Origin of the sequence: Bacillus sp. Bvel1, assembly GCF_014872755.1 — a bacterium.
Classification (GTDB): Bacteria; Bacillota; Bacilli; order Bacillales; family Bacillaceae; genus Bacillus; species Bacillus velezensis.
The window spans coordinates 728,719-744,027 of sequence record NZ_JAAOBZ010000007.1; the positions used below are offsets into that span (position 1 = coordinate 728,719).

Genomic DNA, 15,309 nt, shown 5'->3' on the forward strand with positions numbered 1-15,309 from the left:
TTTTTTTATATCGAATAGGATTGATATGTTCCCAGAAGCTTGACCCGGCAGCCGAGGGCTTCCATCTCTTGAACGGCACCGGGAATGAGAACCTGATCCATCGCCTGTTCAATATCAATAATAAAGAAATAGTTGCCGAGACCTGTTTTGGTCGGGCGCGATTCGATCTTTGATAAATTCAGGTTTCTCCATGAAAAAGCGGACAGCACCCTGTGCAGCGCGCCTGATTGGTCATCTTGGGGAAGCGTTACCATCATCGTCGTTTTCGGCCGTGAAGACAGTTTCGCATTCACTTCGAATGAGACGTCTTTTTCAGGCGAAAGAATGACAAATCTCGTGTGGTTGTCCTGATAATCCTGAATATCCCGCTTCACGATGCTCAATCCGTATGTAGCGGCCGCCATTTCATTTGCAATCACGCCGATCGGAAGGTCCGAATGCTCACTGACATACTTGGCAGCCGCACCTGTTGACTTCGCATACTCATAAGGAACGGACGAAAAATGCCGGTGAAGAAATTTGTGACATTGCGCAATCGCATGGGAATGAGAATAAATTTTCTCAAGCTTTTTCCACTCATTTTCTCTCGAAGGGTGAACGAGCAGATGCTGGTGAATCGGCAGCGTCATTTCCCCCACGATCGCAAGAGGCTGCTCATGAATCAAGTAGTCAATCGTTAAGTTAACCGAGCCCTCCAGCGCGTTTTCCAAAGGAACAAATGCAAGATCAACTTCTCCCGCAACCGCCGCATCCATGCATGCCGGTATTGTTTGATAAGGTGCTTGTGTCACGCTGTTTTGAAAGCAGGAACTGACTGCTAGATGTGTAAATGTGGCTTCTGGCCCTAAATAACCGACTTTCATGTCTCTTCTCTCCTTACGCGCCTGACCCTAAGATCTCAACTTTTTCTATAAAATCAAATTTTCTCATTTTATTCATTAACGTATGAATGTTTTCTTCCATTGCGGACGTACTGATTGAGAGCGTGACATTCGCCCTGCCCTGAAGCGGAATCGTCTGGTGAATGGAAAGCACGTTGCTTCCTGAGTCAGCCACCGCCTGCAAAAGCTGGGATAACGCGCCTGACCGATCCTCCAAATGAAAGAAAAGTGTGATTATTTGTTCTTTAACCATCGTGTAAAAAGGGAAAACCGCATCTCGGTATTTGTAAAAAGCGCTTCTGCTTAAATCAACTTTCTGCACGGCATCTGCAACCGATTCAGCCTTTTTTCTGTCGAGCAGCTTTTTGACTTCAAGGGTTTTCCGCATCGCATCAGGCAGAACGTCTTCACGCACTAAATAAAATGTCTCTTCTTTCACCTGCACCCCTCCCTTTTACATCAGAGAGCCTGCATTGCAAGCTCTCCGTCTTTTTAATCAATAAATTCAAATTCAAATTCCAGCAGCCGGATGATATCGCCGTCTTTAGCACCGCGTTCTCTGAGCGCTTCATCAACGCCCATACCGCGCATCTGTCTTGCAAAACGCTTGACGGATTCGTCACGGGAGAAGTCAGTCATTTTAAAGAGACGTTCCAGACTGTCACCTGAAAGCACAAACGCGCCGTCCGGATCACGGGTAATGTCAAATGGAATTTCTTCATCTTCCATCGTGTACATTACGCGGTTTTCCGCCAGTTCTTCTTCATCATACAGCGGGAATTCAGGCGTTGTTTCCAGCTGGTTGGCGACTTCAAACAGAAGATCGCGGAGTCCTTCTCTCGTCACCGCGCTGATCGGGAAGACAGGATGGTCATCCTGAAGCTTTTCTTTAAACGCTTTTAGATTTTCAGCCGCTTCGGGCATGTCCATTTTATTCGCAACGATAATTTGCGGACGCTCCGTCAGCCGCAGATTATATTCACTGAGCTCCTGATTAATGGTCACATAATCCTCATACGGATCACGGCCTTCCATCGCTGACATGTCAATGACGTGAACGATGACGCGCGTCCGTTCGATATGGCGGAGAAATTGGTGGCCTAAGCCGACTCCTTCGTGCGCTCCTTCAATCAAACCGGGCAGGTCCGCCATGACGAAGCTTCTTCCGTCATCCGTTTCCACCATGCCCAGATTCGGAACAAGCGTCGTAAAATGATAATCGGCGATTTTCGGCTTTGCTGATGAAACGACAGACAGAAGCGTAGATTTTCCGACGCTCGGGAAGCCGACGAGACCTACGTCTGCAAGCACTTTCAGTTCAAGCACGATATAGCGCTCTTTTCCGGGCTCTCCGTGCTCTGACAGCTGCGGCGCCGGGTTGGCCGGGGTCGCAAAGCGGGTATTTCCGCGTCCGCCGCGTCCGCCTTTTGCGATGACGGCGCGCTGCCCGTGCTCTGTCAGATCGGCAATGACCTGTTTTGTATCGTCATCCGTTACGACTGTGCCGGGCGGAACTTTAACAACCATATCGTCCGCATTTCTGCCGTGCTGGTTTTTAGACATGCCGTGCTCGCCGCGTATCGCTTTGAAATGGCGCTGGTACCGGAAGTCCATGAGCGTGCGCAGTCCTTCATCAACCTCAAAAACGACGTCGCCTCCATTACCTCCGTCACCGCCGGCAGGCCCGCCTTTCGGCACATATTTTTCACGGCGGAACGCAACCATTCCGTTACCGCCGTCGCCGCCTTTTACATATACTTTCACCTGATCTACAAACATAATATCCTCCGTTCTAAACCGTAAAAAACCGCTAGTTCATTCCAATTTCGGCCACACATTCATGGCCGGTCAGCTCAAATTGCATGACATCAAAGTCCTCATACCGGGATTTGCGAAATTCATCAAACACATCTGCATTTGCAATCGTTCCATGAAAATCGAGATATACAATAAGCTGTCTGTCAGGGTGATCCGTCTGCAGCGATACGGTCAGATGATTTTCACTTTCATTGCTTACCGCCAGACCGAACAGATGAAACAGTTTTCTCATCAGGTTCGACAGCTTTTGATCATATGCCGATAAATCTTTAATTTCTCCGAGCACTTCGTATTCGAGCCTCATATAACGGGACTTCCAATTAAATGTCAGAAAGTCAAACGCCAAGTGCGGGGTTTTCAGGTTTGAGAGCTTTGACTCGTGCTTTGCATCTATGACCATTTCGTCGATTATTTCAACGACCCTGTCATACTTCTGCAAACTTAAGTTTCCTTTTATCAGCTGCAGCTTATTCATCCAATCATGACGGAAATGGCCCATTAATTGGATCAGTTCATTGATCAGAGCCGCATCGCTTACAGGTTCTTCTTGTTTCTTCGATACATCCTTCATTTTCGCACTCCCAATCGTTTAATTTCTTTTTAGGAGTCTTGATAAGTGTGTACTATGAATTATAACAGAGAAGGCTTTGTTAAAAAAACACTTGTTTTTCCTGGTTCATCATGTTCCTTTTTCGGATCGCATACAATGCGGATGCCAGGCAGAAACATTTTTGGTATCACTGCTTGGGGAACATATCCAGTGGGTATGAGAAGCTGATGTCCTCATTCAAGGCGGGGTTCACTCACGCATCCTCTGCTTTTCATTCTTGATGTTACTCCGCTTACTGCAAAAAAAACTCCAGTCAACGACCGGAGTTTTTTGTGTCATTATTGAGCTACAGGATATACGCTCACTTTTTTGCGGTCACGGCCGAAACGTTCGAATTTAACAGTTCCGTCGATTTTAGCAAAAAGAGTGTCATCTCCTCCGCGGCCCACGTTTTCACCTGGGTAGATTTTCGTTCCGCGTTGACGGTAAAGGATAGATCCGCCTGTTACGAATTGACCGTCTGCACGTTTAGCGCCTAAACGTTTAGATTCAGAGTCACGTCCGTTCTTTGTAGAACCTACACCTTTTTTAGAAGCGAAAAACTGAAGATCTAATCTAAGCATGTAACTCACCTCCTATATTTGGTTTGCAGTCAACCGTAAGTGTTCACTGTAATCCCGCTCGATCGTTTCAAGAGAAACAATCATGCCTTCAATCAGCAGCTGCGCTTTTTGCAAAGCTTCCTGATCAGCGGCTTCAGGGAATTCAAAGTAGAAATAACCCCCGTCCTCGCCTATATCAAGAATCGGTTCGAGAGGAGCCAGCGCGATAACCGCATTGACCGCTCCGAAAACGACAGCCGTGACCCCGGCGCAAACGAGATCTCGTCCATGTTCAGCAAAATCGGCATGTCCCGTCATTTCAAAGGAGAAAATGCCCCCGTCATTCCGGGATCTTCGAATTGTTGCCTCAATCATGCTTACGCGTTGATTTTTTCGATTGTCAATTTAGTATAAGGCTGACGATGACCTTGTTTTTTATGAACATTTTTCTTTGGCTTGTAACGGAAAACAGTGATTTTTTTCGCACGGCCTTGTTTTTCAACTTTAGCTGTAACTGTCGCGCCTGCAACTGTTGGGTTGCCGACTTTCACGCTGTCTCCGCCAACAAACAATACGTCTTCAAACGTCACTGTTTCACCTGCTTCAGCAGCAAGTTTTTCGATGTAAACAGTTTGACCTTCTTCAACTTTGATTTGTTTTCCGCCTGTTTTAATGATTGCGTACATTCTCTGCACCTCCTATTAGACTAAGACTCGCCAGCAACAGGGGGCTTTAAAGCTCTTATCACCTGTCCCGAGCGGTTGTAGCATTGGTGCTACATCCATAACATTAAAAAATATATCAGAACCAAAAGGATATGTCAATCTATTTCTAGTATGGCAGCAGCAGGTCTTCCATAGAGGAATCTGTCCGTTTATCGGCAAAATACGCATGAAGCACTTCATTTTCATCGAGCTGGCTGAGCTTTTCGCCGGCTTTTTCAATGATAATGGGGTGCTTGCATCCCCGTTTGAATTCGGCCATGACATGCTTTACTTTGGCATCGGCCGCGACCGTCAAAGGATGCAGCATGGCGACATCGCGGTTTTTGCCGTAGTATCTCTCCAAAAGAAACCTCAGCTGAATATAATGCCGCTTCCGGTATTCATCCCATAAAGAAGCGGCGAGAAAGACGAACAGCACCCATGCGCTGACCTGAAGGGGGACGGCCAGCACAATCCAGCAGCAGAGCAAAAGCGCGGAAACGGCCGATGTCTGCAGGCTGAGGAGATGCGCTTTTTGAAAAGCCATTTGTTTAGAGAAGTATAAAAACACGAACTTGCCGCCGTCAAGCGGCCAGATCGGCAAAAGATTGATGAAAAGAATGGAGAGATTATAAAAGGTAAACATCTCAAATGTCTGCCCACTTGCAAAGCCTGACGTGAAAAAGAGCCAGGCTGCCGCCTGAAGCCACACATGCTGAAGCGGGCCCGCCAAAATGACCGCGAATTCCTCTTTTAGCGGCCGGTTTCCGTGCTCCTCCACCTCAACCGTCCCGCCGAAAGGGAGCAGAAAGATTCGTTTAATGCGCCACGAAAAAAACACAGCCAGAGCAGCATGCCCCAGCTCATGAACGGATACGACCAGCAAAAGACACAGCAGCGCTTTGATGTGCCCCGTCATAAGACCGAGCCCCATAATAATCCAAAGAAAAGGATGGACATGAATTTTAAAAAGGAGGATGAGCCATTTATTCATCAAATGTGATCACCTGGATCGGATCTATGAATTTATCGCCATCCTGGATCGCGAAATAGTACTGGCCTTTACTTTTATCGTTGAGCTTGATCGAACCGATCTTTTTCCCTTTATCGACAAAGTCGTACAATGAAACGTTAACATCTTTCAGCCGGCCGTAAATGCTGCTTGTATTGTCGGCGTGCTGCACCTTCACCGTCAGCCCTGTTTTTTTATCTTTGCTCACTTCCATAATGTAGCCTTCTTTTACGCTGTCAATGGCTTCACTGGCGGTTTCGACGACGACGCCCTCTCCGTTATTTTGAAAGTCCTGCTGGATTTTCCCCGCGGCAGGAACGGCCATATCCTGACTGACCGCCACCTGACCGTCCTTCTTTTTCGTTCCCGGCGTAAGAAAAGCAAGCGGGTTTCCGAAGGAAGATACGAACCAATTGCTTACGGCAGCAAACTGAAATTCTTTTTGAAAGGTTTGTGCGATTGCCGGTTTGATCTGACTCAGCGGCTGTTTGTCAGTTTTATAGGCAATAGCGGAGATCAGTACGAGACAGGCGGCCAGCAGGCATTTTAAAATAATAGAATGAGCGCTGATCAATGGATGCCGCCCGTTAAATTCGGGCGGGTGTTCCGTTTGATATTCGTAGTCCGGAAGAAGCTTGTGCTTTTCCTGCTCCTTGACCGTCTGCCACGCGGGAAAATTCTGCGTTTGAGCGTTTTGAACGAAAGTCCGTTTTGATTCAGGCCGCTGTTTTCTTCTTTTGGCCAGTCTTTTTCTAATTTCATCAGCTCTGTGACTCATCGCCATCATCCTTTGCAATCGTTGGGTTTGTACATCCTATGTCTTGTCCATTGCAAATATGCGCTCTTAAAAAACAAAAAAGACCTGATAAGCTGGGCTTCATCAGATCTTTGTATTCTGGTATATATTATGAACGCACGCCGAAAAATGACTTGATTTTCGCCATCATCCCTTTTTGCTGCTCTTCAAGCACCTGCAAAGGAACGGATTCTCCTAAAATGCGCCGGGCGATATTGCGGTACGCAATGCTGGCACGGTTTTTGGAATTCATGGCAATCGGTTCGCCGATATTTGAAGCCCTGATCACTTCATCATCGTCAGCAACGATTCCGAGGAGATCAATAGACAGATGATGAACAACTTCATCCACATCCATCGTGTCACCGTTTTTCACCAGGTGATTTCTGATGCGGTTCACGATAAGGCGCGGCGGTTCGATATCTTCCTGCTCCAAAAGTCCGATAATGCGGTCAGCGTCCCGCACCGCTGATATTTCCGGCGTCGTCACAACAATCGCCTTATCAGCTCCGGAGACGGCATTTTTATAGCCTTGTTCAATTCCGGCCGGACAATCAATAATGACATAATCAAATTCCTGCTTAAGCTCCTGCACAAGCGATTTGATCTGCTCAGGGACAACAGCCGTCTTGTCGCTTGTCTGGGCAGCCGGCATTAAATGAAGCAGATCATCAAAACGTTTGTCTTTGACAAGCGCCTGATGCGTCTTGCATCTGCCTTCAATTACATCTACTAAGTCGTAAATAATTCTGTTTTCAAGACCCATTACGACATCAAGGTTGCGCAGTCCGATATCTGTGTCTACCAAACAGACGCGCTTCCCTAAAATGGCTAAGGCGGTACCGAGGTTTGCAGATGTTGTTGTTTTACCTACTCCGCCTTTTCCCGAAGTTATTACGATAGCCTCACCCAATTTCACATTCCTCCCTCAAGCCTTGTTAGATCAGGTCTTAAATGAGCCAATTGCTGAAGGCGTTCAATGACCATATTTCCGTCAGTATCTAAATAAGCACATTCCATGTCGTTCCCTTTTTGAATGTGGTCTGGGGAGCGATTTAACACGTGATTGATCCTCAATTGTGTCGGCATCATTTCGGATGCGGCGATCACAGCCCGGTTATTTCCGTTATAACCCGCGTGGGCAATCCCTTTTAATGAACCGAGAACAAATATATTTCCTCCGGCTCTGATCGTACCGCCGGGATTCACATCTCCGATTAAAAGCAAATCTCCCGTCACGTGAAGCACCTGGCCCGAACGGACGATTTTGGAAACCGAAACAATTTCCTGCTCCTCTTTCATCCGCTGCGCTTCTTCTTTGGCGATGACTTCACTGTCAATTGAATGCACGACTAAATCTTTCTTTGACGCGATCAGATCAGTCAGCTGCTCTGCCTGCTCCTGATACAGATACCGATGCCCGAGTTTAATATGAACACTGATTTTTTGGCCTTTGCCATCAGTATATTGTTCAATCGACAGCATGTTTTGAAGACCATCGAGGAGCTCATCAAAAGAACACGCATCATCCAGATGCAATGTTAAGCCGTTCTTTGTTCCTTTTATTGTTACATATTGCTGCTTTTTGGTCTTCATCAATGTTCACCTCAACAACATACTCTTTTCGTCAAAAAAAGATAAAATCCTTTTTACTCATCTCTTAATTCTTTCTTCAGACTTATATAAAACAGCCTGAAGGGCAGGACTAATATAACGGCTCCCGCGATATTCAGCAAAGCGGTCGGCAAGAACCGCTGAATGACAAAATCGTTAAACGTCATAGTGCCGCTGCGGATTAACGTCTGAATGCCGTAGACGTAAAATTCAAGCACACATACGCTCAGCACCGCGACCAGAATGACCATCAGGGCGTTTGTCTGCAGCACTTTAAACGCTTTGGCCGCCAGATAGCATAATCCGGCAAAACCAAACATATAAACGCCTAAAACACCCGTATAATTGATGTCATAAAGAAATCCGAAAATGAAACCGTAGATCACCGCATGCTTTTGGTTGATATAAGCCGACATAAAAATCAGCGCAAGCAAAAGAAAATGCGGAACGACCTGCTGCTCGACGGAAACGAAAGGAAAACGCACCAGATCGGTATAGATACTTTCCGCACAAAAGACCAAAATCATAATCAAAGGGAGAAGGAAACGTTTCACGATCCTTCCTCCCCTGTTGCTACGCTTCGGTTCACGACGATGACATGGTCAAGATCGTACAAGTCGGCAGCCGGTTTCACATAAGCGATTTTCGTCAGGCCGTAAGCATCTGATTCTACATCGGTCACTTCGCCGACCGTCAGCCCTTGAGGAAATACGCCGCCCGTTCCGGAGGTCTCCACGAGGTCGCCTTTTTTCACTTCACGTTTTTCATCCGGTTCAAGGATGGTCATTTTCAGGGTCTGTTTCTTTTTATCATACCCTTCAATTAAACCGTAGCCTTTGCTTCCCTTTTTGCCGGAGATTTTGGTGGCCACTCTGTTATTGCGGTCAACATCGCTCAGCAGCTGAACGGCGGATGTGAAACTGTTGAGTCCGCTGCTTTTGATCTTCCCGACCAGCGCACCCTTTTCGTTCGTGACAGCCATGTCTTTGGCCACTTTGTGCTTCGTTCCCTTATTGATCATGATCTGCTTGTACCATTGATCAGGGTTTCTGGCGATAACGGTCGCTAAAATCGGATCATAGTCGGAAATTGATTTGACATGCCCGAGTTCATCACGCAGCTTCTTGTTTTCATCTTTGAGTTCTTGGAGCTTCGCTTCATATTGTGTCTGTCCGTCCAGCTTTTGTCTTAAGCGTTCGTTTTCTTTGTACGTGTTTTTCAGGTCTTTTATGTCCCCGAAGAACCCTGCAAAATATTCGGCAGGCGTGTGAAAAATGTTTTGAAATACTCCCGTCGTATCACCGATCAGCTTTTCAGGCCAGGTGGTATTACGGCCGTTCTTCAGCGAGAATCCAATCATAGCCACCAATATGATAATACACAGAAGTAATAGCATTAACCGTTTGTTCGGCATCGTGATACACCTCTTCTATTTAACTCCTGATTATCTTGTTTTTCCTTTGAAAAGATGGATGTGCTCCAGTGCTTTTCCAGTGCCGATCGCAACACAATCCAGCGGATCTTCAGCGATAAGAACAGGCATTTTCGTTTCGTCGCTGATGACTTTGTCGAGATTGCGGAGCAGGGCGCCTCCCCCTGTTAATACAATACCTCTGTCCATAATGTCAGCGGCCAGCTCAGGCGGTGTTTTTTCAAGCGTGCTCTTCACCGCATCAACGATTGAGAGAACTGTATCACGCAGTGCATTTGCAATTTCCGTTCCCGTGATTTCGATCGTTTTCGGCAGACCTGTCAGAAGATCGCGGCCTCGGATTTCCATTGACGCATTTTCTTCACCGGTTTCTGCTGAACCGATTTCCATTTTAATGGCTTCCGCCGTACGGTCACCGATCATCAGATTATATGTTTTTCTGATATAGCTGATGATTGAGTCGTCCATTTCGTCACCGGCTACGCGGATTGACTGAGACGTGACAATGCCGCCTAAAGAAATGATCGCCACTTCAGTTGTTCCGCCGCCGATATCAACGACCATGCTGCCCGTCGGCTCCCATACCGGAAGATTCGCACCGATTGCTGCCGCAAACGGTTCTTCAATCGGATAAGCGTCACGTGCGCCCGCTTGTCTTGTCGCGTCGATGACCGCCCGTTCTTCAACGGCCGTAATACCTGACGGCACACACACCATAACGTACGGCTTTCTCGCAAACAATCCTTTATTTTTCACAGCCTGATTAATGTAGTATTTCATCATTGTCGCAGTTGTTTCATAGTCAGCGATAACGCCGTCTTTCATCGGACGGAGCGCAACCACGTTGCCCGGAGTTCTTCCGATCATGTTTTTCGCATCGTTACCGACCGCAACGATTGACTTCGTATCCGTTTGCAGAGCAACGACAGACGGCTCTCTCACTACGATTCCTTTACCTTTAACAAACACAAGCGTATTCGCGGTTCCCAAATCTATACCAAGGTCTCTTGTACCAATTCCGAACATATGTATGTATCTTCCTTTCTTAAAGCAAAAATACCCTAAAGGGAAAAACTCATAAAATCTATTATATCTTAAATCAACGAAAAAAAAAGTGTTACAAATATCCTTTTTCCTTTAAACTCACAAATTTTTTATCACCAATGACCAAATGATCCAGCAGCTCGATGCCGATTAAATTTCCGCACTCAAAAAGCCGCCTGGTTACCTCTATATCTTCCCTGCTCGGTGTAGGATCTCCTGAAGGATGATTATGAACGCAAATGAAGGACGCGGCGGATCGTTTGAAAGCTTCTTTAAACACCTCCCGCGGGTGGACAATAGATGAATTCAGACTTCCGATAAAAACGGTGCGTTTATGAATGACTTGATTTTTGGTATTTAAATATAAACAGACAAAATGCTCCTGGGTTAAAAAGCGCATATCCTCCATCACATACTTCGCCCCGTCTTCCGGAGAGCGGATGACGCAATGCTCCCCGGCGGATGTCTTATGAATGCGGCTCCCCAGCTCAATTGCGGCAAGAATCTGAACGGCCTTCACCGTTCCGATTCCCGGAATGCTGGAAAGCTCCTGGGCAGAGGCGCCTTTTAACAGGCGCAGCCCGTCAAACGTCCGCAGCAGCCGGTGAGCGAGGTTCATGACGGACTCATGTTTCGTTCCCGTCCGCAGCAGGATGGCGAGCAATTCATTGTTAGAGAGATGTTCGGCTCCGAAGTGCAGAAGCCGCTCTCTCGGTTTTTCTTTTTCGGGGAAATCTCTTAATTTTAACGGCAGATCACGGATGATCAACCCCTCCTTGTTCCCCTTCCCGGTTTGAACATCAAGCTTTTATATTAAATTCTTTCAAGGCTCTCATTGTTTTAGCGACAGGAAGCCCGACGACAGAATAAAAATCACCGTCTATTTTTTTCACTAAAAGCGCGCCTTTTCCTTGGATGCCGTATGCACCTGCTTTATCCATCGGTTCTTTTGTTTCAATGTAGAGCTGTATGTCGTCTTCACTGAGCGGCCAAAACGTCACTTCCGTTGTGTCACAGAATGTTTCTTTCCGGTCACGCGTCTGAATGCTGACCGCCGTAATGACTTGATGGCTTCGGCCGGAAAGCCTCCGCAGCATCTGTGCCGCTTCTTCCCTGTCACGCGGTTTGCCGAGGCACTCGCCGTCTATGCACACCATCGTGTCAGCCCCGATAACGACTGCATCGGGATTTTCGGCCAATACAGCACTAGCTTTTTGCTCGGCCAAACATTGGACGTTTTCTTCCGGCGAAAGGTTTCGATTTAATTTTTCTTCTGTGCGGCTCGCAATAATGCTGTAAGGAATCTGAAGAAGATTAAGGAGTTCTTTTCTTCGCGGAGATTGTGATGCGAGTATTAAGCGTTTTGTCATGGTTGTCATCCTTTCAGGGTTTGCTTAAGAAAAAAAGATACTTGTCTATCCTACCAAATCAAACGGGCAACCACAATTTCAGAAAAATAACTTTTTGATGACAAAATAAAAAATCCCGCCGGATGACGGGAAATGAGATACTATTTTACAACACTTAATAGCTCTTTTTGGGCTTTCCAGCCGGATTCCGAACCCGACGTTTCCAGTTCTTTCAGCGCTTGAAGCACGGCCTCTTTCTGCTTTTTGTCAGCGGCGTCTGCGCCGTCTGCCGCTTTTGCCGCTTCAGCCACTTCCGTTTTTGAAAGATTTTTGCCGGTAATCGCTTTGGCGGAGAGCTCAGATGCCTGTTTAAAAGAGTCTTCCAGCCCTGAATCGACCGCAAAGCTGAGCTCTTTTCCGCCCCAAGCCTCAAAATCATGGTCTATCAGTGTCTGACCCAATTGCTGTGATAAGCTTTTTTCCGCTGCAAGCCCGGCGATCACGTATGTGTATCCGTCTTCTTTTGCCAGAGAGACGGCCGAGTATCCTTTTTCAGTCAGCTGGTCAACAAGCGTTTGCGCTCCTTTTTCTGATGAAAATTTTCCGGCCTGCACCGCATATGTTTTATAGTTTCCCGCTGAAGATTCCGCATCTCCTGTGCCGGCTGTTTCAGATTTGCCGTTAGAAACATCTCCCGCTTTCACCGTCTGCCCTTGTGAACCTTTGTCAGCTGATGCCGGAGCGGAGGCTTCTTTACTTCCCGACATATTTAAGGCGACAAGGCCGAGCCCGGTGCCTAAAACAGCCGCAACGGCAATTGTCGTGACCGCTTTTTTAACTGGAGAAGACGGCTGCTTTTTTTTCGGAAAATGAGGGCCTGTTTTTTTCTTCTGGTATGGCGGAACGACTTTCGGGTCATCTTCAAATACCTCAGAATTCTTCTCATGATCCCAATTGAAATCTTCTTCTTTCGGATCTTCATGGGAAGCGGCGGTCTCCTGTTCCGCCTTTTTTGTTTCTTCCCAATTGGAAAATGTGACGGTCTTCTCCCCGCCTTCATTCACATCTTCTTGTCCATACATCGTTTCTTCTTGTCCGTTAATGGTTACTTTAAGGGCATTGTTTTTAGCTTTGCTGTGCTTTTTGCTCTTCCTTTTTTTCAACGTCTCTTCCCCCTTGCATTCGTCTTGGCCGTACCTTGAACTGATCATGGTTCACACTTTAGCATAGGCGAAAAAAAAAAGAACAAGACTTTTGTCGTCTTGTCCAAAAAACGTTCGCCAAATTTTTCAAGCCCCGCCTGAAGCGAGCTTGATGTAAAACGAAAACAGCTCATCACCGTATAAATAACTCAAAGCGCTCCCGGCTGAGATGGCCGGCGCAAACGGAAATGGCTGCTTTTTACCAAGACTGCCCCGGGCTGCAGCGCACATACCGTATACCGCTCCGATCATAACGGAAAGAAAGAATGCAATGAGCACGAGCTTCACGCCGAGCGTCAGGCCGATCACCCCAAACAGTTTCACATCACCTGCGCCGATGCCTCCTTTACTGACAAACATGATAAAAACAAGCAGAAAAAATCCGCAAACGGCTCCGGCAAACCCTGCATACCATGAATCCAGCGGAGAAAACATTCGGCCGGCGATGAAAAGCGGAAGAAAAAACAGCAGAACTTTGTCAGGAATCAGCATATATTGCAGATCCGTCATAGTAACAATCATGAGGAGAGACAGAAATAACAGCGCGACTAACAGTTCTTTTGAGAAACCGAAATGAATGCCTGCAGCCGTGAATAAACACGCCGTCCAGCATTCCGCCGCCGGATACATAACCGACAGCTTCGCACGGCAGTTTCTGCATCTGCCTCTTTGCAGAATATAGGAGACGACGGGCACAAGCTCCCCCCAGGAGAGCGGCAAGCGGCAAAACGAACAGGATGAACGCGGCGAAATAACCGAGATTCGCAGCGGGATACGGCACGCTGCTGTATAAAAAAAAGAACCGAAAATCAAGCCGAGAAAAAACAGAATTAAAAGCACTCAGACCACACCTTTACTATCAATCTGGCTCAGATTATAGCAAAGAAAAACACCATGACTGAAATGGCTGAAAATATATTTTCAGCATAAAAACACCCGGCAAAACCGGAAAATGGTCTGCCGGGCATCCGAGAGGCTGTCAGATAAGCCGCTTTCTCATCTCTGAAATAAAATATAAGGAGCCGGTAATGATGATGACATCATCCGCCCCGTCTTTTTGTTCTATCCATTCTTTCACACTGTCCGGGTTCTCATCGAAGCTCTTAGATGCAAGACTGCTTGCATTGTAAAGGGCTTCGGCGCTTGAAGCACGCGGAAAGTCAAATGATACAAAGTGAATGGAATCCGCTTCGGTTTCAAGCTTTTTAATCATTTCCTGATACGGTTTGTCTTTTAATGCGCTGAATACGACATGGACGTTTTTACCGGCAAAGCGCTGCCGGATCGTTTCTGTCAGCGTTTCAACACCCTCTTCGTTATGGGCGCCGTCCGCAAACACTAAAGGGCGGCTTTGAAGACGTTCAAACCGGCCCGGCCAGGAAGCTTTTCCCAGGCCGTTTCGCATCGCTTCTTCTGAAATGACTGCGGCCTCCAGGCGATTCAGCCATTCAGCGGCCAATATCGCCAATGCCGCATTCTGCCTTTGGTGAATGCCGATCAGCGACGTTTGAATGTTTTCATAGCAATTCGTTTCTGTTTCCAGCGAAAAGCTTTCGCCGGACGGAAGCGCCGCTTCATTAAACAGTCTGCACGTTTTATATAGTGACTGATACGGAGCCTGCTTTTTTTCGGCTTCCGCTTCAATAACGCCGAGTGCTTCCGGCTGATTGACGCCCGTAATGACCGGAATGGAATTTTTAATAATACCGGCTTTCTGCCCGGCGATCTCCTCGATGGTATTGCCTAAAATGGCCATATGGTCATGTCCGATACTTGTAATGACCGACAGAAGCGGTTTCACAATATTGGTTGAATCAAATGTGCCGCCGAGCCCCGCTTCAAAAATGACAAAATCGATATCAGCCCGCTTCGCAAAATATAAAAATGCACACGCTGTAATGATTTCAAATTCCGTCACCGTTCCGGCATCGGTCTTATCAAGCTCATCGACTATCGGTTTTATGTCATTAACGAGCGTTCTCCATTCCTCATCGGTAATCGGCGTGCCGTTGACGCTGATTCGCTCATTAAACGTAATCATGTAAGGCGATGTGAACGTGCCGACCGTATAACCGGCTTCTTGAAGGACGGAACGGATAAAAGAAACGGTTGATCCTTTGCCGTTTGTGCCCGCCACATGAATGGCGCGAATGTTCTTTTCCGGGTGTTCCAGTTTTTCCATCAGCTTTTCCATACGGAGAAGGCCCGGCTTAACGCCGAACTTGAGTCTGCCGTGAATCCAGCTGATCGCTTCTTTGTACGTATTAAACAATGAAATCCCCTCTTTTATACGACAAGGCGGTTT

At 47.0% G+C, this 15,309-nt stretch carries 19 protein-coding genes and 1 other annotated feature; all 19 genes read right to left on the reverse strand.

Annotation, left to right across the window (positions count from 1 at the left end):
• Nucleotides 1-5: 5 nt before the first annotated feature.
• Complete coding sequence (pheA, locus tag HAP68_RS12890) at nt 6-863, reverse strand: prephenate dehydratase (RefSeq protein WP_003152668.1); 858 nt, start codon at nt 861-863, stop codon at nt 6-8.
• A gap of 13 nt (nt 864-876) precedes the next feature.
• Nucleotides 877-1,320, reverse strand: a complete 444-nt coding sequence (thrR, locus tag HAP68_RS12895) for a transcriptional regulator ThrR (protein ID WP_003152667.1) — start codon at nt 1,318-1,320, stop codon at nt 877-879.
• Nucleotides 1,321-1,373: 53 nt separating this feature from the next.
• Entirely contained in the window at nt 1,374-2,660 is a 1,287-nt protein-coding gene (obgE, locus tag HAP68_RS12900) for a GTPase ObgE (protein WP_003152665.1), read from the reverse strand.
• A gap of 31 nt (nt 2,661-2,691) precedes the next feature.
• The gene (locus HAP68_RS12905) at nt 2,692-3,270 is read right to left on the reverse strand and encodes a sporulation initiation phosphotransferase B (RefSeq protein WP_003152664.1); all 579 of its coding nucleotides are present in this window, start codon (nt 3,268-3,270) and stop codon (nt 2,692-2,694) included.
• A 317-nt stretch (nt 3,271-3,587) separates the two neighbouring features.
• Nucleotides 3,588-3,872 (reverse strand): 50S ribosomal protein L27, encoded by a 285-nt coding sequence (gene rpmA / locus HAP68_RS12910; protein ID WP_003152662.1) that lies wholly within the window; start codon nt 3,870-3,872, stop codon nt 3,588-3,590.
• A gap of 12 nt (nt 3,873-3,884) precedes the next feature.
• On the reverse strand, nt 3,885-4,226 hold the full coding sequence (locus tag HAP68_RS12915) for a ribosomal-processing cysteine protease Prp (protein ID WP_024085656.1): 342 nt from the start codon (nt 4,224-4,226) through the stop codon (nt 3,885-3,887).
• A 2-nt stretch (nt 4,227-4,228) separates the two neighbouring features.
• Nucleotides 4,229-4,537, reverse strand: coding sequence for a 50S ribosomal protein L21 (rplU, locus tag HAP68_RS12920; RefSeq protein WP_003152660.1), 309 nt, complete (start codon nt 4,535-4,537; stop codon nt 4,229-4,231).
• A gap of 13 nt (nt 4,538-4,550) precedes the next feature.
• Nucleotides 4,551-4,624 (reverse strand) — a sequence feature (ribosomal protein L21 leader region).
• A 58-nt stretch (nt 4,625-4,682) separates the two neighbouring features.
• The gene (locus tag HAP68_RS12925; protein WP_014305510.1) at nt 4,683-5,549 is read right to left on the reverse strand and encodes a M50 family metallopeptidase; all 867 of its coding nucleotides are present in this window, start codon (nt 5,547-5,549) and stop codon (nt 4,683-4,685) included.
• A complete protein-coding gene (locus tag HAP68_RS12930) occupies nt 5,542-6,345 on the reverse strand; it encodes a M23 family metallopeptidase (protein ID WP_007408168.1) in 804 nt (267 codons plus the stop codon). The genes HAP68_RS12925 and HAP68_RS12930 overlap by 8 nt, the downstream gene beginning before the upstream one ends.
• Nucleotides 6,346-6,472: 127 nt before the next feature.
• Complete coding sequence (gene minD / locus HAP68_RS12935) at nt 6,473-7,276, reverse strand: septum site-determining protein MinD (protein ID WP_003152655.1); 804 nt, start codon at nt 7,274-7,276, stop codon at nt 6,473-6,475.
• Nucleotides 7,277-7,278: 2 nt separating this feature from the next.
• Nucleotides 7,279-7,959, reverse strand: coding sequence for a septum site-determining protein MinC (gene minC, locus HAP68_RS12940; protein ID WP_003152653.1), 681 nt, complete (start codon nt 7,957-7,959; stop codon nt 7,279-7,281).
• A 53-nt stretch (nt 7,960-8,012) separates the two neighbouring features.
• Nucleotides 8,013-8,531: a rod shape-determining protein MreD gene (gene mreD, locus HAP68_RS12945; protein WP_003152650.1), complete on the reverse strand. Its 519-nt coding sequence runs from the start codon at nt 8,529-8,531 to the stop codon at nt 8,013-8,015.
• On the reverse strand, nt 8,528-9,391 hold the full coding sequence (gene mreC, locus HAP68_RS12950) for a rod shape-determining protein MreC (RefSeq protein WP_003152649.1): 864 nt from the start codon (nt 9,389-9,391) through the stop codon (nt 8,528-8,530). The genes mreD and mreC overlap by 4 nt, the downstream gene beginning before the upstream one ends.
• 30 nt (nt 9,392-9,421) lie before the next feature.
• Complete coding sequence (mreB, locus tag HAP68_RS12955; RefSeq protein WP_003152647.1) at nt 9,422-10,435, reverse strand: cell shape-determining protein MreB; 1,014 nt, start codon at nt 10,433-10,435, stop codon at nt 9,422-9,424.
• Nucleotides 10,436-10,526: 91 nt separating this feature from the next.
• A complete protein-coding gene (gene radC, locus HAP68_RS12960; RefSeq protein WP_003152646.1) occupies nt 10,527-11,222 on the reverse strand; it encodes a RadC family protein in 696 nt (231 codons plus the stop codon).
• A gap of 31 nt (nt 11,223-11,253) precedes the next feature.
• Nucleotides 11,254-11,823, reverse strand: coding sequence for a Maf family protein (locus tag HAP68_RS12965; protein WP_014305513.1), 570 nt, complete (start codon nt 11,821-11,823; stop codon nt 11,254-11,256).
• 140 nt (nt 11,824-11,963) lie between these two features.
• The gene (locus HAP68_RS12970; protein WP_024085657.1) at nt 11,964-12,965 is read right to left on the reverse strand and encodes an SPOR domain-containing protein; all 1,002 of its coding nucleotides are present in this window, start codon (nt 12,963-12,965) and stop codon (nt 11,964-11,966) included.
• A 126-nt stretch (nt 12,966-13,091) separates the two neighbouring features.
• A complete protein-coding gene (locus tag HAP68_RS12975) occupies nt 13,092-13,844 on the reverse strand; it encodes a prepilin peptidase (RefSeq protein ID WP_003152643.1) in 753 nt (250 codons plus the stop codon).
• 139 nt (nt 13,845-13,983) lie between these two features.
• Nucleotides 13,984-15,276: a bifunctional folylpolyglutamate synthase/dihydrofolate synthase gene (locus tag HAP68_RS12980; protein WP_024085658.1), complete on the reverse strand. Its 1,293-nt coding sequence runs from the start codon at nt 15,274-15,276 to the stop codon at nt 13,984-13,986.
• Nucleotides 15,277-15,309: the final 33 nt, after the last annotated feature.